Here is a 17,315-nt window from a genome sequence, read left to right on the forward strand (position 1 = left end):
GGCGGGAGGATCAGTCCTCCGCAGCCTCTTCGGCCTCAGCGCGGGCGCGGTCGGCAGCGCCTTTGGCCGAGGGGTCACGATCCACGAATTCGATGATCGCCATCGGTGCCATGTCGCCATAGCGGAAACCGGCTTTCAGGATACGGACGTAGCCGCCCTGGCGGTCCTTGTAGCGCGGGCCGAGGATGTCGAACAGGCGCGCAACGTGCTTGTCTTCTTTCAGCTGGGCAGCAGCCTGACGACGGGCGTGCAGATCGCCGCGCTTCGCCAGCGTGATCAGCTTCTCGATGATCGGACGCAGTTCCTTCGCTTTCGGAAGGGTGGTCTTGATCTGCTCGTGCTCGATGAGCGAGCCGGACATATTGGCGAACAGCGCCTTGCGGTGTTCGTGGGTGCGGTTCAGACGGCGGTAGCCGCGAGCGTGACGCATGGTGGTCTCCTACGGTTTTGCTTTGTGTTGCAGCCCTGCGTTGGGGCCGCGTCGTTGGGGCGGAATTGCCCAGGGTTCCCCGCCAGTGCGGGCATTGCAGGAGGGCGTTACCGCCCCCCTTTAACCTCAGAACTGGTCTTCGAAGCGCTTGGCCAGATCTTCGATGTTCTCCGGCGGCCAGTCCTCGACATCCATGCCAAGGTGCAGACCCATGCCCGAGAGCACTTCCTTGATCTCGTTCAGCGACTTGCGGCCGAAGTTCGGGGTGCGCAGCATCTCGGCTTCGGTTTTCTGGATCAGATCGCCGATATAGACGATGTTGTCGTTCTTCAGGCAGTTCGCCGAACGGACCGACAGCTCCAGCTCGTCGACCTTCTTCAGCAGCAGCGGGTTGAATTCCAGCCCGTCTTCCACTTCGCTCCGCGAAGCCGATTCCGGCTCGTCGAAGTTCACGAAGATGGCCAGCTGATCCTGAAGAATACGCGCGGCATAAGCCACGGCATCCTCGGGGGTCAGGCCGCCGTTGGTTTCGATCTTCATGGTCAGCTTGTCATAGTCCAGCACCTGACCTTCGCGGGTCGGCTGCACTTCGTAGCTGACTTTCTTGACCGGAGAGAAGATGGCGTCGATGGCGATGAGGCCGATCGGCGCGTCTTCCGGCTTGTTCTTGTCGGCCGAGACATAACCCTTGCCGGTATTCACCGTCAGTTCCATGTAGACATCGGCACCGTCGTCGAGGTGGCAGATCACATGGTCCTTGTTCAGGACTTCGATGCCATTCGACTCCGAAATATCGGCAGCGGTCACGACGCCCGGCCCCTTGGCCGAGATCGACAGGCGCTTCGGCCCCTCGACTTCCATCTTCAGCGACACGCCCTTGAGGTTCAGCACGATGTCGGTGACGTCCTCACGAACGCCCGCAACGCTGGAAAACTCGTGCAGAACATTGTCGATCTGGACGGCGGTGATCGCGCCGCCCTGCAGCGACGACATCAGCACGCGGCGCAGCGCATTGCCCAGCGTCAGGCCGAAGCCACGTTCCAGCGGTTCCGCGACAACCGTCGCGGTGCGCGAGGCATCAGGCCCCGGCTTCACGACAAGCTGCGTCGGCTTGATCAGTTCCGCCCAATTCTTGTGGATCATGCTTTCGCCTCCATTCCTGTTTTCCGCCCATGACCAAGAAGCGGAAAACGCCCGAGGTTCAGAAATACGAAACCGGGCCGCGCAAACATGGCGCGGCCCGATCGAAACTCATGCGTCAGACGCGACGACGCTTGGGCGGGCGGCAACCGTTGTGCGCCAGCGGGGTCACGTCGCGGATCGAGGTGATGGTCAGGCCAACCGCGGCCAGCGCGCGCAGCGCCGATTCGCGGCCCGAACCCGGACCCTGCACTTCAACCTCGACGGTCTTCATGCCATGTTCCTGCGCCTTGCGGGCAGCGTCCTCAGCGGCCATCTGGGCGGCGTAGGGGGTCGATTTGCGCGAACCCTTGAAGCCCATGGTGCCCGAGGACGACCACGAGATCGCGTTGCCCTGGACGTCAGAGATCAGGATTTTGGTGTTGTTGAACGAGGAGTTCACATGAACAACGCCAGCAGCGATGTTCTTGCGCTCTTTCCGCTTCATGCGGGTCTTGTCACGAGCCATGTCTCACCCTCCCCTTACTTCTTCTTGCCGGCGATCGGCTTCGCCGGGCCCTTGCGGGTACGGGCGTTGGTGTGGGTGCGCTGACCGCGAACCGGCAGGTTCCGACGGTGACGCAGGCCGCGGTAGCAGCCGAGGTCCATCAGGCGCTTGATGTTCATCGACACTTCACGGCGCAGGTCGCCTTCAACGGTGAAGTTGGCGTCGATGTATTCACGGATGGCCAGAACTTCGGCATCCGTCAGTTCGTTCACGCGACGGGCGCGGTCGATCTTCAGGGCTTCGCAGATCTGCTCGGCATAGAAAGCGCCGATGCCATGGATGTATTGGAGTGCGATCGGGACGCGCTTCCCGGTCGGGATGTTGACGCCAGCAATACGTGCCACGCGTATCTTCCTTCATTGTTGCGGTTCCGTAATGCCAGAACCTTTTTTCACAACTCCGGTGCGGCCTGAGGAGTGCATTAACAGCCGCCCGGTTCGAGAGCCCCTGACCGATTCTCCTATACGGAAAACGAAAGCCACGGACGATTCCCTTTCGGGACGCCGTGGCTTAGGGGGTTTTCAGACGCCCGTCAAGGCGTCGGAGGAAAGTTTCACTTGCTGTCAAGCAGTTTCGCAATTGCCACGCCGACATCCGCCATCGGGGCCATGCCATCCACCTGCTTCAGGTCGCCCTTGGCATAGTAGTAGCCCAGAAGCGGCGCGGTCTTCTTATAATACTCGCGCAGACGACCAGCAAAAACCTCGGGGTTATCGTCGGCGCGGACGGGCTGACCCGCCGCCGCCGCTTCCTCGGCCCGGCGGACGATACGGGCAACCAGTGCCTCATCATCCACCACCAGCTCGATCACCGCGTCCAGCTTCTGCCCGGTGCGCGCCAGCAGCGCACCCAAGGCATCGGCCTGCGCGAGGGTGCGCGGGAAGCCGTCGAAGATGAAGCCGCCGCCCGCCGGGCCCGCCATCTTCTCCTCGATCAGCCCGATGACGATCTCGTCCGTCACCAGTTGCCCCTTGTCCATCACTTCGGCGACGCGACGGCCCATCTCGGTGCCCGAGGTCTTGGCCTCGCGCAGCATGTCGCCGGTCGACAGCTGCACCATGTTCCGTTCGTCCACCAGCCGCTTGGCTTGCGTACCCTTGCCTGCGCCCGGCGGTCCCAGAAGGATGATATTGACCATGGTGTGCTGTCCCTCGTGTATTTTAGCGACGCGTCGGCGTCTTGGCCCCGCTGCGCTTTCGGCCGCGAAGCTGCGATTTTTCGATCAGCCCTTCATACTGGTGCGCCAGCAGATGCGACTGGATCTGGTTGATCGTATCCATCGTCACCGAAACCACGATCAGCACGGAAGTCCCACCAAAGTAGAAGGGGATCGAAAGCTGATGGCGGATGATCTCGGGCAGCAGGCAGACGAAGGCCAGATAGGCGGCACCGAGCACGAGAACCCGGTTCACGACATATTCCAGATATTCCTCGGTCTTCTTGCCGGGGCGGATTCCGGGCACGAAACCGTTCTGGTTCTTCAGGTTCTCGGCCACGTCATCCACCTTGAACGACACGTTGAAGGTGTAGAAATAGGCGAAGAACACGATCATCGACGTGAAGAACAGCAGATACAGCGGCTGCCCCGGCCCGAAATAGGCGAGGATGGTCGACATCACCGGCCCCGTCCCCTGCCCCGAGAAGGCGGCGATGGTGGTCGGCAGCAGCAGCAGCGACGAGGCAAAGATCGCCGGGATCACGCCCGCCGGGTTGACCTTGACCGGCAGGTGCGACGAGCCGCCGTCATAAATCTTCATCCCGACCTGACGGCGCGGATACTGGATATGGATCTTGCGCAGGGCGCGTTCCATGAACACCACAAAGGCGATCACGACGACGACCATCACGATCACACCGATGATGACGCCGGGCGAGATCGCACCCGAACGGCCCTGGCTGAAGAATTGTGCCAGCGCAGCGGGAATTTCGGCCACGATGCCGACGAAGATGATGAGCGAGGTGCCGTTGCCGATGCCGCGCGCGGTGATCTGCTCGCCCAGCCACATCAGGAACATCGTGCCGCCTACCAGCGTCACCACGACCGACAGCTTGAAGAACAGCCCCGGATCATGCGCGAGATCCCCGGCCTCAAGACTGACCGCAATCCCCCAGGCCTGAAACAGCGCCAGCGCCACGGTGCCGTAGCGCGTATACTGGTTCATCTTCTTGCGGCCTTGCTCGCCCTCTTTCTTCAGCTGCTCCAGCGCGGGCACCATGGCCGCCAGAAGCTGAACGATGATCGAGGCCGAGATATAGGGCATGATGCCAAGCGCAAAGATGCCCATACGGCTGATCGCGCCGCCGGTGAACATGTTCAGAATGCCGCCCAGACCGGCCGAAACTCCCGACATGAACTCGCGCAGCGCCTGACCGTCGATCCCCGGCACGGGGATGTAGGTGCCCAGACGATAGACGATCAGAAGGCCGATGGTGAAGAAGATGCGTTGGCGAAGGTCCGTGGCCTTGCCAAGGGCGCCCCAGCTGAGGTTCGCCGCCATTTGCTCTGCAGCAGATGCCATGCCCGTGTCTTTCATGATTGCGCCGCCGAACCGGGGTTTTCCGGTCGGCGGCGCGGGAAAACTCTGCACCGATGTAAGCGGTCTGGCGACCGCTCACAACCTTTATTCCGCCGCAGCCGCCGCAGCTTCCGCCACGCTGAGCTTGCCGCCAGCCTTGGCGACCGCGTCGATGGCAGCCTGCGAGGCGCCGGTGACGGTCAGCGTGACTTTCGACTTGATCTCGCCCTTGGCCAGAACGCGGATACCGTCACGCTTGCGCGAGGTGACGCCGGCAGCAACCAGCATGTCTTCGGTGATCTCGGCCTTGGCGTCCAGCTTGCCAGCCTCGATGAACTTCTCGATCAGACCGAGGTTCACAACGGCATAGTGCTTGGCGTTCGGCTTGTTGAAGCCGCGCTTCGGCAGACGACGGTAAAGCGGCATCTGGCCGCCTTCGTAGCCGCCCAGAGCAACGCCCGAACGCGATTTCTGACCCTTGATACCACGACCGGCGGTCTTGCCCTTGCCCGAACCCGGGCCGCGCGCAACGCGCTTCTGCTTGCGGGCCGCGCCTTCGTTGTCGCGCAGTTCATTCAGTTTCATGTCGCTTCTCCTTGGCCGGAAATGCCCCCACAAGCGACAGAGGGGCACACACGGCATATGATGGTGATTCTCGTGGCGTGGACGCCACCGGGGGCGTATAGACGTCATTCCTGCGTCACGCAAGCTTTCGCGCCCGAAACTTGACCTTGGCCGCCCCTGCCCTTTCTATGAGACAGGACGGACGCGGGAGGGCCGGATGTCCAGTCTCTACCTTGCATCAGCTCTGGCTTATCTGGCCGTCATCATCCTGTTTTCGGCGCTGCATCTGCGCGGCGATTACAGCCCGATCCGGCAGGCCCTCAGCGATTATGGTATCGGGCCGTCGCATCCGTTGTTTGTCGGCTATGCGGTGGCGGGGATCGCCGCGAGCAGTCTGCTCGCCGCTGCCGTGCTGGAAGACGGCCGCTTCACCCTGCGCGCCGGTCTGTGCCTTCTGGGCATGGCCGCTCTGCCGCTGGGCGTGGTGGCCTATCCGACGGATATCGAGGGCGAGCCGTCAAGCCGCACGGGCAGGCTGCACCTGGCCTTCGCAGTTGCCAATTTCGCGCTGGCGTATATCGCCATCGACGACCTGTTTCCCGATGCGGAAAGCCTGCCGCCCGCTGCGTTCCGCCACCTGCTTGGCGCGCTTTACTGGGTCGTGACGGCATCGCTGCTCGGGGTCGCGGTCTGCCTCGTTCACGCGCTGCGCCACAGGATCTTTGGACTGCTGGAGCGGCTTTATCTGTTCAGCTCGGCACTGTGGCTTGGTCTCTTTGCCCTTGGAATGGCACTGGCACCACATGGCGCGCAATGAAAACGCCCCGCCGGTTGGGCGGGGCGTTTCCGATCTCGGATGCGTAACGATCAGCCGCGCTCTTCGATGATTTTCACAAGATGCGAGATCTTGTTGACCATGCCGCGAACCGCCGGAGTGTCCTCCAGTTCACGGGTGCGGCGCAGCTTGTTCAGGCCGAGGCCCTTCAGCGTCGCGGTCTGGATGGCGGGGCGGCGCGCGGCCGAAGCCACTTGCTGCACGACGATGGTTTTCTTGGCCATGGTCTACTCCTTACGCCTCGACAGCTTCATCTTCGGGCTTCTTCAGGATGTCGGCCACTTTCTTGCCGCGACGCTGCGCGACCTGACGGGGGCTCGATTCCTGCTTCAGACCGTCGATGGTCGCGCGGATCATGTTGTAGGGGTTCTGCGAACCCAGCGACTTCGCCACCACGTCCTGGATGCCCAGCATCTCGAACACGGCGCGCATCGGACCACCGGCGATGATCCCGGTACCGGGAACAGCCGCGCGCATCACAACACGACCGGCGCCATGACGGCCTTCCATGTCGTGGTGCAGGGTGCGCGAGTCCTTCAGCGGCACGCGAACGAGCGAGCGCTTGGCCTGCTCGGTCGCCTTGCGGATCGCCTCGGGCACTTCTTTCGCCTTGCCCTTGCCGAAGCCCACACGGCCGCGCTGGTCGCCGACAACCACGAGTGCAGCAAAGCCGAAGCGTTTGCCGCCTTTCACGGTTTTCGACACGCGGTTGATCGCCACGAGACGATCGGCGAATTCCGGGGTTTCCTCGCGCTCGGCGCGGCGTTCCCGGCGGTTTTCACGTTCTGCCATCATCGTCTCCTTAGAACTTCAGGCCGCCTTCACGGGCAGCATCGGCCAAGGCCTTGATCTTCCCGTGAAAGAGGAAACCACCGCGGTCGAAGTAGCACTCTTCGACACCGGCCGCCTTGGCACGTTCCGCAATCGTGGCGCCCACCTTCGCGGCGGCCTCCACGTTGTTCTTGCCCACGAAGCCCAGCTCTTTCTCCAGCGTCGAAGCCGAAGCGAGCGTCACGCCGCGCACGTCGTCGATCAGCTGAACGCTGATGTTCTTCGACGAGCGGTGCACAGACAGGCGGGCGCGTCCAGCGGACATCGCCTTCAGTTTGTTCCGGACGCGCAGGCGGCGCTTGAGGAACAGCTCTCTTTTGTTGTTCGCCATTTTCGCCACCCTTACTTCTTCTTGCCTTCCTTGCGGAAGATGAACTCACCCTTGTAGCGGATGCCTTTGCCCTTGTAGGGCTCGGGACGTTTCCACTCACGGATGTTCGCAGCGACCTGGCCAACGAGTTGCTGGTCGATGCCTTCCACAACGATTTCGGTCTGCTTCGGGGACGTGACGGTCACGCCCTGAGGCACTTCGAAGTTCACTTCATGCGAATAGCCAAGCGACAGTTTCAGGATATTGCCCTGCATCGCGGCGCGGTAACCCACGCCCTGAATTTCGAGCTCTTTCTTGAAGCCGTCGGTCACGCCGATGACGAGGTTTTCGACCATCGAGCGGGCCATGCCCCACTGCTGGCGCGCACGCTTGGAGGTGCCGCGCGGGGTCACCTTCACAGCGCCGTCTTCCAGCGACAGGGTCACATCGTCGGTCGCGGTGAAGGAACGGGTGCCTTTCGGCCCCTTCACTTCGATCGACTGGCCTTTGATTTCGGCCGAGACGCCCTTGGGAAGCGCGACGGGTTTTTTGCCGATACGAGACATCTAACCCTCCTCAGAACACGGTGCAGAGCACTTCGCCGCCAACATTGGCGGAACGTGCAGCTGCATCGGACATCACGCCCTTGGGGGTCGACACGATGGAAACGCCCAGGCCATTGCGGACCGACGGGATTTCCTTGACGCCCATGTAGACGCGACGGCCGGGTTTCGACACGCGCTTCAGTTCACGGATGACCGGCTCGCCTTCGAAATACTTCAGCGAGATCACCAGCTCGCCCTGACCATTGTCGGTCGAGGCACGCTCGTAACCACGGATGTAACCTTCCGAGGCCAGCACATCCAGAACCCAGGCGCGAAGCTTCGAGGCCGGGGTCGAGACAGTCGATTTACCGCGCGCCTGAGCGTTGCGGATGCGGGTCAGCATATCGCCGAGAGGATCGTTCACAGACATGGTCGCTCCTCCTTACCAGCTCGACTTGACCATGCCCGGGATCTGGCCGAAGGAGGCCAGCTCGCGCAGCATGATCCGCGACAGTTTCAGCTTACGATAGTAAGCATGGGGACGGCCGGTGAGCTGGCAGCGGTTGTGCAGCCGGGTCGCCGACGAGTTGCGGGGCAGTTGGGCCAGCTTCTGTGCCGCTGCGAAACGCTCGGCAACGGGCAGGTCCTGGTTCGAGATGATCTCTTTGAGAGCAGCGCGCTTGGCGGCGTAGACGTCCACCAGATGCTGACGCTTCTTCTCGCGTTCGATCATGGATTTTTTAGCCATAATGATTTCCTCGCGCGATCAGCTGGAGAACGGCATGTTGAAGTGCTTGAGCAGCGACTTCGCTTCAGCGTCGGTCTTGGCGTTGGTGCAGATGATGATGTCCATGCCCAGAACGTCGTCGATCTTGTCGAACTCGATTTCGGGGAACACGATCTGCTCTTTCAGCCCCATGGCATAGTTGCCACGGCCATCGAACGACGTGCCCTTGACGCCGCGGAAGTCGCGGACGCGCGGCAGCGCGACGTTGATGAGACGGTCGAGGAATTCATACATGCGGTCACCGCGCAGGGTCACCTTGCAGCCCAGCGGCATCTCTTCCCGAACACGGAAGCCGGCGATCGACTTCTTGGCGTGGGTGATGACAGCCTTCTGACCGGCAATCGCCGTCAACTGCTCGGCGGCGGCTTTCACCTTCTTGGTGTCCTTCACCGCTTCGCCAACGCCCATGTTGATCACGATCTTGTCCAGACGCGGGATCTGCATGTCGTTCTTGTAGCTGAATTCTTCTTTCAGCGCGGCGCGGATTCGGGTTTTGAACTCGGCCTTCAGACGCGGGGTGTATTCGGCAGCGTCAAGCATCAGATCACGTCCCCCGTGGTCTTGGCGAAGCGCACTTTCTTGCCGTCTTCCATGCGGAAGCCGACGCGGGTGGCCTTGCCGTTCTTGTCAACGATGGCGAGGTTCGACAGGTCGATCGGCATCGCCTTGGCGATGCGGCCGCCCTGCGACGAGGCCGATTGCTTGGTGTGGCGGATGGCGATGTTCACGCCCTCGACAACGGCCTTGTTCGCCGACGGGTTCACCGAGGTGATCTCGCCCTGCTTGCCCTTGTCCTTGCCAGTCAGCACGACAACCGTGTCGCCTTTTTTCAGCTTCGCAGCCATATCACAGCACCTCCGGCGCCAGCGAGATGATCTTCATGAAGTTCTTGGCACGCAGTTCGCGCACGACCGGCCCGAAGATACGGGTGCCGACCGGTTCGCCCTGGTTGTTCAGGATGACGGCGGCATTGCGGTCGAAGCGGATCGAGGTGCCGTCTTCACGACGGACTTCCTTGGCGGTGCGAACGACGACGGCCTTGCGGACGTCACCCTTCTTCACGCGACCCTTCGGAATCGCCTCCTTGACCGACACCACGATGATGTCGCCCACGGATGCGTAGCGGCGGTGCGAGCCGCCCAGAACCTTGATGCACTGAACCCGGCGAGCGCCGGAGTTGTCAGCAACATCCAGATTGGTCTGCATCTGGATCATTTGGTTTCTCCCGACCTTTGGAGCGGCTGATCAGCACCGCCCCAGGGTTTCGTTCAGATGACTGAACGATGGGACCGGAGCCTTCTCAGGCCTCGGCCACCACCGTCCAGCGCTTCGTCTTCGAGATCGGCGCGCATTCTTCAATGCGCACGGTGTCACCGACCTTGAACTTGTTATCCGCGTCGTGAGCGCGATATTTCTTCGACTTCCGCACGGTCTTTTGCAGAAGCGGGTGCTTGAAGCGACGCTCAACCAGAACGGTGATGGTCTGTTCGTTCTTGTCCGAGGTGACGACACCTTGCAGGATACGCTTGGGCATGTGCCTACTCCTCAGTTCGCAGCTTCAGCAGCTTGCTGGTTCAGAACCGTCATGATGCGGGCGACTTCCTTGCGGACGGCACGCATGCGGGCGGTGTTCTCAAGCTGGCCGGTCGCCTGCTGGAAGCGCAGGTTGAACGCTTCCTTCTTCAGCGCCACGAGCTGCTCGCGCAGCTCGGCAGGCGCCTTGGCCTTCAGTTCCTTGGCGGTCATACGCCTGTTCCTTTTCACAATCGCCAGACGGCCCCTGTTTTATGGGGTAACCGTTACCCTGGCGGATCAATGACAAATCCGCGAATCTCCGGTCACCCGGAATCCGCAGGATGCGGTTCCTTACCGGAGGGGGCCTGCAAGGGCAAGGGAAACTTTGCCGCAAGCAAAAGCCCCCGGCCTTTCGGACCGGGGGCTTTCAATCTTTCGGGTCAGACCGGGATTACCAGTCTTCGCGAACCACGATGCGCGAGGTGACCGGCAGCTTCATCGCGCCGAGGCGCAGGGCCTCGCGGGCGATGACTTCGGACACGCCGTCGATCTCGAACATCACGCGGCCCGGCTTCACCTTGCACGCCCAGTAGTCGATCGAGCCCTTGCCTTTACCCATCCGCACTTCGGTCGGTTTCGACGAAACCGGAACATCCGGGAAAATGCGGATCCAGACGCGACCCTGACGCTTCATGTGGCGGGTGATCGCACGACGGGCAGCTTCGATCTGGCGCGCGGTCACACGCTCCGGCTCGGTTGCCTTCAGGCCGAAGGTGCCGAAGTTCAGGGCGAAACCGCCCTTGGCTTCGCCGTGGATCCGGCCCTTGTGCTGTTTGCGGAACTTCGTCCGTTTCGGTTGCAGCATCTTTCTCTACTCCCTTACGCGCGCTCGCGGTCGCGGCGCTGCGGACGCGGAGACGGGGTCTCTTCCGACAGACGACGGTCATGCGCTTGCGGGTCGTGCTCAAGGATCTCGCCTTTGAAGACCCAGACCTTCACACCGATGATCCCGTAAGGGGTCTTGGCTTCCGACAGCGCATAGTCGATGTCGGCGCGCAGGGTGTGCAGCGGCACGCGGCCTTCACGATACCATTCGGTCCGCGCGATTTCCGCGCCGCCCAGACGGCCCGAGACGTTCACACGGATGCCGAGGGCACCCAGACGCATCGCGTTCTGCACGCCACGCTTCATGGCGCGACGGAAGGAAACGCGACGTTCCATCTGCTGAGCGATCGATTCGGCCACCAGTTGCGCGTCGAGCTCCGGCTTGCGGACTTCGACGATGTTCAGGTGCAGTTCCGAAGCCGTGAACTTCGACAGCTTCTTGCGAAGCGTCTCGATGTCCGCGCCTTTCTTGCCGATGATGACGCCCGGACGCGCAGCGTGAATGGTCACGCGGCACTTCTTGTGCGGACGTTCGATGATCACTTTCGAGATCCCGGCCTGCTTGACTTCCTCATGGATGAAGTCGCGCATCTTGAGATCTTCGAGCAGCAGATCGCCGTAATCTTTCGAATCGGCGAACCAGCGGCTGTCCCAGGTCCGGTTGACCTGAAGACGCATCCCGATAGGGTTGACCTTCTGACCCATTACGCAGTCTCCCCTTTCTGACGCACCTTGATGGTGATTTCCGAGAACGGCTTCATGATCTTGCCGAACCGGCCACGCGCACGCGGACGGCCACGTTTCATCACCAGGTTCTTGCCGCACCAGGCTTCGGCAACCACCAGTTCGTCAACGTCGAGACCATGGTTGTTTTCAGCATTGGCAACAGCCGACTGAAGGCACTTCAGAACGTCCTGCGCAATCCGCTTCTTCGAGAAGGTGAGGTCGGCAATCGCCTTGTCCACCTTCTTGCCGCGGATCAGGCCGGCAACCAGATTGAGCTTCTGCGGCGAGGTGCGAAGCATGCGGGCTTTCGCCATCGCTTCGTTGTCCGCCACGCGGCGCGGATTCTTTTCCTTACCCATGGCTTACTTCCTCTTGGCTTTCTTGTCGGCCGCGTGACCGTAGTAGGTCCGCGTCGGCGAATATTCACCGAACTTCTGGCCGATCATTTCTTCGGTCACCGCGACGGGGATGTGCTTCTTGCCGTTGTAGACGGCAAAGGTCAGACCCACGAATTGCGGCAGGATCGTCGAGCGACGCGACCAGATCTTGATCACTTCGTTCTTGCCCGACTCGCGCGCCTTCTCTGCTTTCTTCAGCAGGTAGGCATCGACGAAGGGGCCTTTCCAGATAGAACGTGCCATGGATTAGCGTCCCTTCTTCTTCGCGTGGCGCGACCGGACGATATACTTGTCGGTCTGCTTGTTCGAACGGGTGCGGTTGCCCTTGGTGCCCTTGCCCCACGGAGTAACCGGGTGACGGCCGCCCGAGGTCCGGCCTTCACCACCGCCGTGCGGGTGGTCGATCGGGTTCATCGCGACGCCGCGGACGGTCGGACGCACGCCCTTGTGGCGCATACGACCGGCTTTACCGAAGTTCTGGTTCGAGTTGTCCGGGTTCGACACGGCACCGACGGTCGCCATGCATTCCTGACGCACCATGCGCAGCTCGCCCGAGGACAGGCGGATCTGGGCATAGCCACCGTCACGACCGACGAACTGGGCATAGGTGCCGGCAGCGCGGGCCAGCTGGCCGCCCTTGCCGGGCTTCAGCTCGACGTTGTGGACGATCGTACCGATCGGCATGCCCGAGAAGGGCATCGCATTGCCCGGCTTCACGTCGGTCTTGGCGCCGGCGACAACGGTGTCACCCACGGCCAGACGCTGCGGAGCGAGGATGTAGGCCAGTTCGCCATCGTTGTATTTCACGAGAGCGATGAAGGCGGTGCGGTTCGGATCGTATTCGATCCGCTCGACGACCGCCGGAACGTCGAACTTGCGACGCTTGAAGTCAACGACGCGGTAGAGACGCTTCGCGCCACCACCCTTGTGCCACATCGTGACGCGTCCGGTGTTGTTACGGCCACCCGTCTTGGTCAGACCCTCGGTGAGGGCTTTGACCGGACGGCCTTTGAACAGCTCCGAACGGTCGATCAGAACCAGCCCACGCTGGCCAGGCGTCGTCGGTTTATACGACTTGAGTGCCATGCTTTCTGTCTTCCGTTAGCTTGCGCATAACGCCCCTCGGTCCTTGCGGCTTTCAGGTCGCTTTCGCGCGGTTGAAGGGCTCCGAAGATCCCCGGTGACATGCGAAATCAGATTCCGCAAAAGACCGGCGGCCCCGGAAATCCCGGGGCCGCGCGATTCGTAGCGGCTTCTATCAGAGGCCCGAGGCCACGTCGATAGTGTTCCCCTCTTCGAGGATCACATAAGCCTTCTTCTTGTCCGAGCGCTCACCCGCGATGCCGCGGAAGCGCTTGTTCTTGCCCTTGGCGACAACGGTGTTCACGGCCTTCACCTTCACACCAAAGACGGCCTCAACGGCTTCCTTGATCTGGGGCTTGGTCGCATCCATCGACACGAGGAACGTCGCCGCATTCGAGACTTCGGCCGCGAGGGTCGTTTTCTCGGTGATGATCGGCTTCTTGATCAGGTCGTAATGTTCGGGCTTGGCGGTCATTTCAGACGAGCCTCCAGAGCTTCGATCCCGGCCTTGGTGATGACCAGCTGGTCACGGCGCAGGATGTCATAGACGTTGGCACCCATCGACGGCAGAACATCGATGGTCTCGATGTTGCGGGCGGCCTTGACGAAGTTCTCGTTCACTTCCGCACCGTCGATGATCAGAACGCGCTTCCAGCCCAGTTCCTTCGCCGTCTTCGCCAGGAACGCGGTCTTGGCTTCCGCCATGGCCAGCGTATCGACGATGATCAGCTCACCGGCCTTGGCTTTCGCCGAAAGCGCATGACGCAGACCCAGAGCGCGGAACTTCTTCGGCAGGTCATGGGCGTGCGACCGCGGGGTCGGGCCCTTGTAGACGCCACCGTGACGGAAGATCGGCGCCTTCTTGGAACCGTGGCGGGCGCCGCCGGTGCCTTTCTGGCGATAGATCTTCTTGGTCGAGTAGGACACGTCCGACTTGCCCAGAACCGAGTGCGTGCCAGCCTGTGCTTTCGCACGCTGCCAGCGCACCACACGGTGCAGGATATCGGCGCGCGGCTCGAGGCCGAACAGCGCTTCGTCCAGATCGATGGAACCGGCTTTGCCGCCATCCAGCTTGATCACATCAAGTTTCATGCTTCACCCCCTTCGACGGCGGCTTCAGCAGCCGGAGCAGCCGAACGAATGGCAGCCGGCAGCGGCAGACCGGCCGGAGCCGCTTTCTTCACCGCATCCTTGATGGTGACCCAGCCACCCTTGGAACCGGGCACAGCGCCCTTCACCAGGATCAGGCCACGGTCGGCATCGGTCTTCACGACTTGCAGGTTCTGCGTGGTCACACGCACGGCACCCAGATGGCCAGCCATCTTCTTGCCCTTGAACACCTTACCGGGGTCCTGGCACTGGCCGGTCGAACCGTGCGAACGGTGCGAGATCGACACACCGTGCGAGGCGCGCAGACCACCGAAGTTGTGACGCTTCATCGCACCGGCAAAACCTTTACCGATCGAGGTGCCAGCGATGTCAACGAACTGACCTGCGAGATAGTGGTCAGCGGTGATTTCCGCGCCCACTTCGATCAGGTTGTCAGCCGACACGCGGAACTCGGCCACTTTGCGCTTCGGGGCAACATTCGCTTTCGCGAAGTGACCACGCTGGGCAGCGGTCGTGTTCTTGGCCTTGGCGGAACCGGCGCCCAGCTGAACGGCAGTATAGCCATCCTTGTCAGCGGTACGCTGCGCGACCACTTGCAGGGCGTCGAGTTGAAGAACGGTCACAGGAACCTGCTTGCCGTCTTCGAGGAACAGCCGGGTCATGCCCAGCTTCTTGGCGATAACACCAGAACGCATCTGCTTCGCCTCCCCTTACACTTTGATCTCGACGTCCACGCCAGCGGCGAGGTCGAGCTTCATCAGCGCGTCCACGGTCTGGGGGGTCGGATCGACGATGTCGAGAAGACGCTTGTGCGTGCGGATTTCCCACTGGTCGCGCGACTTCTTGTCGATGTGCGGACCACGGAGAACCGTGAATTTCTCGATCTTGTTCGGCAGCGGGATCGGGCCGCGCACTTGCGCGCCGGTCCGCTTGGCCGTGTTGACGATTTCCTGGGTGCTGGCATCCAGCACACGGTAATCGAAGGCTTTCAGCCTGATACGGATAGTCTGGCTCATATGGTGCCCCTTGGGCTCGGCGGGAAGTCTCGGGCCGGCGCACCGCCCCCAAACCCCTCTTCCGTAGGTTTCTTGCACAGGGATGAAAGAAACGAGTCGGCCCCAAGGGACCGACCCGTTCACATCGAGGGCGCGTTTAGACCGCCTGCGACTATAAAGCAAGGGTGGAATCGTCCACGCTGCCAAATTCGGTGGCCGTCCGGCTACGGATCACCCGGAAAACCGAAGATGTCCATCCTGAAGCCACGGCGCCCAAGGCCAAGCCGGAACGGCATCTGCCGGTCCGGCACCCCAGCCAGAATGAACACCGCCTGAATCATGACCAGCAGCCCGACCACGAACACCATCACCCCGCCCCACAGCCATTTGCCACCGGCCTTGTCGCTGCGCATCTCGCCGGTTTCCGGCCTGTATCGTCCCGGGACAACCTCCCCAATCAGATGGATCTTGTGCGACTGCCAATAGGCCTGCGCGTATTCCGCCCGCGGCGCGGTCGCCCCCGCCAGCGCAAAGACGGGGCGGTATTCGAAACGCGCATCCGGCTCCGTACGCGACGGAACCTTGCGGGACTGAAAATCCACCACCACCAGCTGCACCGGATCGGACTGGAACAGGAAAACCAGCCCGTTCCATGAAAAGAGATACCCCATGAAACACATCGCCGCGCCCAGCAGCGAATATTTCAAAGCATTCACAACCATAAATACAAGACGCATGCACTTTTTCCCGAATATTCGGGAAAGCTCTGCCCGATCCTGACGGCAGGAGTATGTCATAACCGCGGCCACGGGCGGCAATTGAAAAAGGCCGCCCCGAGGGGCGGCCTTTCGATCAGAGGATCTGCGAGATCACCTGATGATCTTCGACCCGCCGTTGCGGGCGCGTCTCGGGATCATCATTCGATGATCTTCGACACCACGCCGGCGCCGACGGTGCGGCCGCCTTCGCGGATGGCGAAGCGCAGCTTCTCTTCCATCGCGATCGGCGCGATCAGCGACACGTTGAACTTCAGGTTGTCGCCCGGCATCACCATCTCGGTGCCTTCCGGCAGCTCAACGGTCCCGGTCACGTCGGTCGTGCGGAAGTAGAACTGCGGACGGTAGTTCGCGAAGAACGGCGTGTGACGGCCACCTTCCTCTTTGGTGAGGATGTAGGCTTCCGCTTCGAACTTGGTGTGCGGCTTAACCGAACCCGGCTTGCACAGCACCTGACCACGCTCGATCCCGTCGCGGTCCACGCCACGCAGCAGCAGGCCGACGTTGTCGCCCGCTTCGCCCTGGTCCAGCAGCTTGCGGAACATCTCGACGCCGGTGCAGACGGTCTTCTTGGAAGCGCGGATCCCCACGATTTCAAGCTCTTCGCCAACCTTCACAACGCCACGCTCGATCCGGCCGGTGGCCACCGTGCCACGACCCGAGATCGAGAACACGTCTTCGACCGGCATCAGGAACGGCTGGTCCACAGCGCGCGCCGGGGTCGGGATGTATTCGTCCACCGCCGCGATCAGCGCGCGGATCGCGTCTTCGCCGATTTCCTTGTCGGTGCCGTTCATCGCCGCCAGAGCCGAGCCCTTGATGATCGGAATGTCATCGCCGGGGTAGTCATACGACGACAGCAGTTCGCGGATTTCCATTTCCACGAGTTCCAGCAGCTCCGGGTCATCGACCTGGTCCACCTTGTTCATGAACACGACCATGTAGGGAATGCCCACCTGACGGCCGAGCAGAATGTGCTCGCGCGTCTGCGGCATCGGGCCGTCAGCCGACGAAACAACCAGGATCGCGCCGTCCATCTGCGCCGCGCCCGTGATCATGTTCTTCACATAGTCCGCGTGGCCGGGGCAATCGACGTGCGCATAGTGACGCGCATCCGATTCGTACTCAACGTGCGCCGTCGAGATCGTGATCCCGCGAGCACGCTCTTCCGGCGCACCGTCAATCTGGTCATAGGCGCGGAATTCACCAAAATACTTGGTGATCGCAGCGGTCAGCGTCGTCTTCCCGTGGTCAACGTGGCCAATCGTGCCAATGTTGACGTGCGGTTTGTTCCGTTCAAACTTTGCCTTTGCCATGGGGGC

Annotated in this window: 30 protein-coding genes; 1 reads left to right on the forward strand and 29 read right to left on the reverse strand. The window is 61.8% G+C overall.

What is annotated here, in order from left to right; all coding sequences use genetic code 11:
• Window positions 1-10: 10 nt before the first annotated feature.
• From rplQ to rplO, 7 genes are all read right to left on the reverse strand, one after another.
• On the reverse strand, window positions 11-430 hold the full coding sequence (gene rplQ, locus AO684_RS04770; protein WP_054301600.1) for a 50S ribosomal protein L17: 420 nt from the start codon (window positions 428-430) through the stop codon (window positions 11-13).
• 126 nt (window positions 431-556) lie between these two features.
• Window positions 557-1,573, reverse strand: a complete 1,017-nt coding sequence (locus AO684_RS04775) for a DNA-directed RNA polymerase subunit alpha (protein ID WP_054301601.1) — start codon at window positions 1,571-1,573, stop codon at window positions 557-559.
• Between the two features lie 115 nt (window positions 1,574-1,688).
• The gene (gene rpsK / locus AO684_RS04780) at window positions 1,689-2,078 is read right to left on the reverse strand and encodes a 30S ribosomal protein S11 (RefSeq protein WP_054301602.1); all 390 of its coding nucleotides are present in this window, start codon (window positions 2,076-2,078) and stop codon (window positions 1,689-1,691) included.
• A 14-nt stretch (window positions 2,079-2,092) separates the two neighbouring features.
• Entirely contained in the window at window positions 2,093-2,461 is a 369-nt protein-coding gene (gene rpsM, locus AO684_RS04785; RefSeq protein ID WP_054301603.1) for a 30S ribosomal protein S13, read from the reverse strand.
• A gap of 209 nt (window positions 2,462-2,670) precedes the next feature.
• A complete protein-coding gene (locus AO684_RS04790) occupies window positions 2,671-3,255 on the reverse strand; it encodes an adenylate kinase (protein ID WP_054301604.1) in 585 nt (194 codons plus the stop codon).
• A 22-nt stretch (window positions 3,256-3,277) separates the two neighbouring features.
• Complete coding sequence (secY, locus tag AO684_RS04795; protein WP_054301605.1) at window positions 3,278-4,636, reverse strand: preprotein translocase subunit SecY; 1,359 nt, start codon at window positions 4,634-4,636, stop codon at window positions 3,278-3,280.
• A gap of 102 nt (window positions 4,637-4,738) precedes the next feature.
• Window positions 4,739-5,218 carry a 50S ribosomal protein L15 gene (gene rplO / locus AO684_RS04800; RefSeq protein WP_054301606.1) on the reverse strand — a complete coding sequence of 160 codons (480 nt, stop codon included), beginning with the start codon at window positions 5,216-5,218 and terminating at the stop codon, window positions 4,739-4,741.
• 196 nt (window positions 5,219-5,414) lie between these two features.
• Between rplO and AO684_RS04805 the strand changes: the two genes are divergently transcribed.
• Entirely contained in the window at window positions 5,415-6,014 is a 600-nt protein-coding gene (locus tag AO684_RS04805; RefSeq protein WP_054301607.1) for a DUF998 domain-containing protein, read from the forward strand.
• A 50-nt stretch (window positions 6,015-6,064) separates the two neighbouring features.
• On the opposite strand, the gene rpmD is transcribed toward AO684_RS04805, so the two are convergent.
• The 22 genes from rpmD to tuf form a co-directional block, all read right to left on the reverse strand.
• The gene (rpmD, locus tag AO684_RS04810; RefSeq protein ID WP_054301608.1) at window positions 6,065-6,256 is read right to left on the reverse strand and encodes a 50S ribosomal protein L30; all 192 of its coding nucleotides are present in this window, start codon (window positions 6,254-6,256) and stop codon (window positions 6,065-6,067) included.
• A 10-nt stretch (window positions 6,257-6,266) separates the two neighbouring features.
• On the reverse strand, window positions 6,267-6,824 hold the full coding sequence (gene rpsE / locus AO684_RS04815) for a 30S ribosomal protein S5 (protein WP_082400730.1): 558 nt from the start codon (window positions 6,822-6,824) through the stop codon (window positions 6,267-6,269).
• 10 nt (window positions 6,825-6,834) lie between these two features.
• Entirely contained in the window at window positions 6,835-7,194 is a 360-nt protein-coding gene (gene rplR, locus AO684_RS04820) for a 50S ribosomal protein L18 (protein WP_054301630.1), read from the reverse strand.
• 11 nt (window positions 7,195-7,205) lie between these two features.
• Window positions 7,206-7,739, reverse strand: coding sequence for a 50S ribosomal protein L6 (rplF, locus tag AO684_RS04825; protein WP_054301610.1), 534 nt, complete (start codon window positions 7,737-7,739; stop codon window positions 7,206-7,208).
• A gap of 10 nt (window positions 7,740-7,749) precedes the next feature.
• On the reverse strand, window positions 7,750-8,148 hold the full coding sequence (rpsH, locus tag AO684_RS04830; RefSeq protein WP_054301611.1) for a 30S ribosomal protein S8: 399 nt from the start codon (window positions 8,146-8,148) through the stop codon (window positions 7,750-7,752).
• Between the two features lie 12 nt (window positions 8,149-8,160).
• Entirely contained in the window at window positions 8,161-8,466 is a 306-nt protein-coding gene (gene rpsN, locus AO684_RS04835) for a 30S ribosomal protein S14 (protein ID WP_054301612.1), read from the reverse strand.
• Between the two features lie 18 nt (window positions 8,467-8,484).
• Window positions 8,485-9,045, reverse strand: a complete 561-nt coding sequence (gene rplE, locus AO684_RS04840; RefSeq protein ID WP_054301613.1) for a 50S ribosomal protein L5 — start codon at window positions 9,043-9,045, stop codon at window positions 8,485-8,487.
• Window positions 9,045-9,350: a 50S ribosomal protein L24 gene (gene rplX, locus AO684_RS04845; RefSeq protein WP_054301614.1), complete on the reverse strand. Its 306-nt coding sequence runs from the start codon at window positions 9,348-9,350 to the stop codon at window positions 9,045-9,047. Before rplX ends, rplE begins: the two co-directional genes overlap by 1 nt.
• 1 nt (window position 9,351) lies before the next feature.
• Window positions 9,352-9,720: a 50S ribosomal protein L14 gene (gene rplN / locus AO684_RS04850; protein ID WP_023666245.1), complete on the reverse strand. Its 369-nt coding sequence runs from the start codon at window positions 9,718-9,720 to the stop codon at window positions 9,352-9,354.
• An 85-nt stretch (window positions 9,721-9,805) separates the two neighbouring features.
• On the reverse strand, window positions 9,806-10,039 hold the full coding sequence (gene rpsQ, locus AO684_RS04855; RefSeq protein ID WP_054301615.1) for a 30S ribosomal protein S17: 234 nt from the start codon (window positions 10,037-10,039) through the stop codon (window positions 9,806-9,808).
• An 11-nt stretch (window positions 10,040-10,050) separates the two neighbouring features.
• Window positions 10,051-10,251: a 50S ribosomal protein L29 gene (gene rpmC / locus AO684_RS04860; protein WP_054301616.1), complete on the reverse strand. Its 201-nt coding sequence runs from the start codon at window positions 10,249-10,251 to the stop codon at window positions 10,051-10,053.
• A 220-nt stretch (window positions 10,252-10,471) separates the two neighbouring features.
• A complete protein-coding gene (gene rplP / locus AO684_RS04865; protein ID WP_054301617.1) occupies window positions 10,472-10,885 on the reverse strand; it encodes a 50S ribosomal protein L16 in 414 nt (137 codons plus the stop codon).
• A 14-nt stretch (window positions 10,886-10,899) separates the two neighbouring features.
• The gene (gene rpsC, locus AO684_RS04870) at window positions 10,900-11,610 is read right to left on the reverse strand and encodes a 30S ribosomal protein S3 (RefSeq protein WP_054301618.1); all 711 of its coding nucleotides are present in this window, start codon (window positions 11,608-11,610) and stop codon (window positions 10,900-10,902) included.
• Entirely contained in the window at window positions 11,610-11,990 is a 381-nt protein-coding gene (rplV, locus tag AO684_RS04875; RefSeq protein WP_054301619.1) for a 50S ribosomal protein L22, read from the reverse strand. Before rplV ends, rpsC begins: the two co-directional genes overlap by 1 nt.
• Window positions 11,991-11,993: 3 nt before the next feature.
• Window positions 11,994-12,272: a 30S ribosomal protein S19 gene (rpsS, locus tag AO684_RS04880; RefSeq protein WP_054301620.1), complete on the reverse strand. Its 279-nt coding sequence runs from the start codon at window positions 12,270-12,272 to the stop codon at window positions 11,994-11,996.
• A gap of 3 nt (window positions 12,273-12,275) precedes the next feature.
• Window positions 12,276-13,115 carry a 50S ribosomal protein L2 gene (rplB, locus tag AO684_RS04885; RefSeq protein WP_054301621.1) on the reverse strand — a complete coding sequence of 280 codons (840 nt, stop codon included), beginning with the start codon at window positions 13,113-13,115 and terminating at the stop codon, window positions 12,276-12,278.
• A gap of 172 nt (window positions 13,116-13,287) precedes the next feature.
• Complete coding sequence (locus AO684_RS04890; RefSeq protein WP_054301622.1) at window positions 13,288-13,587, reverse strand: 50S ribosomal protein L23; 300 nt, start codon at window positions 13,585-13,587, stop codon at window positions 13,288-13,290.
• A complete protein-coding gene (rplD, locus tag AO684_RS04895) occupies window positions 13,584-14,204 on the reverse strand; it encodes a 50S ribosomal protein L4 (protein ID WP_054301623.1) in 621 nt (206 codons plus the stop codon). Before rplD ends, AO684_RS04890 begins: the two co-directional genes overlap by 4 nt.
• Window positions 14,201-14,917: a 50S ribosomal protein L3 gene (rplC, locus tag AO684_RS04900; RefSeq protein WP_054301624.1), complete on the reverse strand. Its 717-nt coding sequence runs from the start codon at window positions 14,915-14,917 to the stop codon at window positions 14,201-14,203. Before rplC ends, rplD begins: the two co-directional genes overlap by 4 nt.
• Before the next feature lie 15 nt (window positions 14,918-14,932).
• Window positions 14,933-15,238, reverse strand: a complete 306-nt coding sequence (gene rpsJ / locus AO684_RS04905) for a 30S ribosomal protein S10 (protein WP_054301625.1) — start codon at window positions 15,236-15,238, stop codon at window positions 14,933-14,935.
• A gap of 203 nt (window positions 15,239-15,441) precedes the next feature.
• On the reverse strand, window positions 15,442-15,954 hold the full coding sequence (locus AO684_RS04910; protein WP_152968348.1) for a hypothetical protein: 513 nt from the start codon (window positions 15,952-15,954) through the stop codon (window positions 15,442-15,444).
• 179 nt (window positions 15,955-16,133) lie between these two features.
• A complete protein-coding gene (gene tuf, locus AO684_RS04915; protein ID WP_054301627.1) occupies window positions 16,134-17,309 on the reverse strand; it encodes an elongation factor Tu in 1,176 nt (391 codons plus the stop codon).
• Window positions 17,310-17,315: the final 6 nt, after the last annotated feature.

This window comes from Gemmobacter sp. LW-1 (assembly GCF_001303875.1).
Classification (GTDB): Bacteria; Pseudomonadota; Alphaproteobacteria; order Rhodobacterales; family Rhodobacteraceae; genus Gemmobacter; species Gemmobacter caeni.

Bases quoted from the DNA above. Each gene is read 5' to 3' on its own strand.
- AO684_RS04805 (WP_054301607.1), top strand. From the start codon at position 5,415: ATGTCCAGTCTCTACCTTGCATCAGCTCTGGCTTATCTGGCCGTCATC.
- rpmD (WP_054301608.1), bottom strand. From the start codon at position 6,256: ATGGCCAAGAAAACCATCGTCGTGCAGCAAGTGGCTTCGGCCGCGCGC.
- rplQ (WP_054301600.1), bottom strand. From the start codon at position 430: ATGCGTCACGCTCGCGGCTACCGCCGTCTGAACCGCACCCACGAACAC.
- rpsH (WP_054301611.1), bottom strand. From the start codon at position 8,148: ATGTCTGTGAACGATCCTCTCGGCGATATGCTGACCCGCATCCGCAAC.
- rpsK (WP_054301602.1), bottom strand. From the start codon at position 2,078: ATGGCTCGTGACAAGACCCGCATGAAGCGGAAAGAGCGCAAGAACATC.
- rplX (WP_054301614.1), bottom strand. From the start codon at position 9,350: ATGGCTGCGAAGCTGAAAAAAGGCGACACGGTTGTCGTGCTGACTGGC.
- rpsN (WP_054301612.1), bottom strand. From the start codon at position 8,466: ATGGCTAAAAAATCCATGATCGAACGCGAGAAGAAGCGTCAGCATCTG.
- rplC (WP_054301624.1), bottom strand. From the start codon at position 14,917: ATGCGTTCTGGTGTTATCGCCAAGAAGCTGGGCATGACCCGGCTGTTC.
- rplB (WP_054301621.1), bottom strand. From the start codon at position 13,115: ATGGCACTCAAGTCGTATAAACCGACGACGCCTGGCCAGCGTGGGCTG.
- rplR (WP_054301630.1), bottom strand. From the start codon at position 7,194: ATGGCGAACAACAAAAGAGAGCTGTTCCTCAAGCGCCGCCTGCGCGTC.
- rpsE (WP_082400730.1), bottom strand. From the start codon at position 6,824: ATGGCAGAACGTGAAAACCGCCGGGAACGCCGCGCCGAGCGCGAGGAA.
- secY (WP_054301605.1), bottom strand. From the start codon at position 4,636: ATGGCATCTGCTGCAGAGCAAATGGCGGCGAACCTCAGCTGGGGCGCC.
- tuf (WP_054301627.1), bottom strand. From the start codon at position 17,309: ATGGCAAAGGCAAAGTTTGAACGGAACAAACCGCACGTCAACATTGGC.
- AO684_RS04910 (WP_152968348.1), bottom strand. From the start codon at position 15,954: ATGCGTCTTGTATTTATGGTTGTGAATGCTTTGAAATATTCGCTGCTG.
- rpsC (WP_054301618.1), bottom strand. From the start codon at position 11,610: ATGGGTCAGAAGGTCAACCCTATCGGGATGCGTCTTCAGGTCAACCGG.
- rplF (WP_054301610.1), bottom strand. From the start codon at position 7,739: ATGTCTCGTATCGGCAAAAAACCCGTCGCGCTTCCCAAGGGCGTCTCG.
- rpsS (WP_054301620.1), bottom strand. From the start codon at position 12,272: ATGGCACGTTCTATCTGGAAAGGCCCCTTCGTCGATGCCTACCTGCTG.
- rplP (WP_054301617.1), bottom strand. From the start codon at position 10,885: ATGCTGCAACCGAAACGGACGAAGTTCCGCAAACAGCACAAGGGCCGG.
- rplV (WP_054301619.1), bottom strand. From the start codon at position 11,990: ATGGGTAAGGAAAAGAATCCGCGCCGCGTGGCGGACAACGAAGCGATG.
- rpmC (WP_054301616.1), bottom strand. From the start codon at position 10,251: ATGACCGCCAAGGAACTGAAGGCCAAGGCGCCTGCCGAGCTGCGCGAG.
- AO684_RS04890 (WP_054301622.1), bottom strand. From the start codon at position 13,587: ATGACCGCCAAGCCCGAACATTACGACCTGATCAAGAAGCCGATCATC.
- rpsJ (WP_054301625.1), bottom strand. From the start codon at position 15,238: ATGAGCCAGACTATCCGTATCAGGCTGAAAGCCTTCGATTACCGTGTG.
- rplO (WP_054301606.1), bottom strand. From the start codon at position 5,218: ATGAAACTGAATGAACTGCGCGACAACGAAGGCGCGGCCCGCAAGCAG.
- AO684_RS04775 (WP_054301601.1), bottom strand. From the start codon at position 1,573: ATGATCCACAAGAATTGGGCGGAACTGATCAAGCCGACGCAGCTTGTC.
- rplN (WP_023666245.1), bottom strand. From the start codon at position 9,720: ATGATCCAGATGCAGACCAATCTGGATGTTGCTGACAACTCCGGCGCT.
- rpsQ (WP_054301615.1), bottom strand. From the start codon at position 10,039: ATGCCCAAGCGTATCCTGCAAGGTGTCGTCACCTCGGACAAGAACGAA.
- rplE (WP_054301613.1), bottom strand. From the start codon at position 9,045: ATGCTTGACGCTGCCGAATACACCCCGCGTCTGAAGGCCGAGTTCAAA.
- rplD (WP_054301623.1), bottom strand. From the start codon at position 14,204: ATGAAACTTGATGTGATCAAGCTGGATGGCGGCAAAGCCGGTTCCATC.
- AO684_RS04790 (WP_054301604.1), bottom strand. From the start codon at position 3,255: ATGGTCAATATCATCCTTCTGGGACCGCCGGGCGCAGGCAAGGGTACG.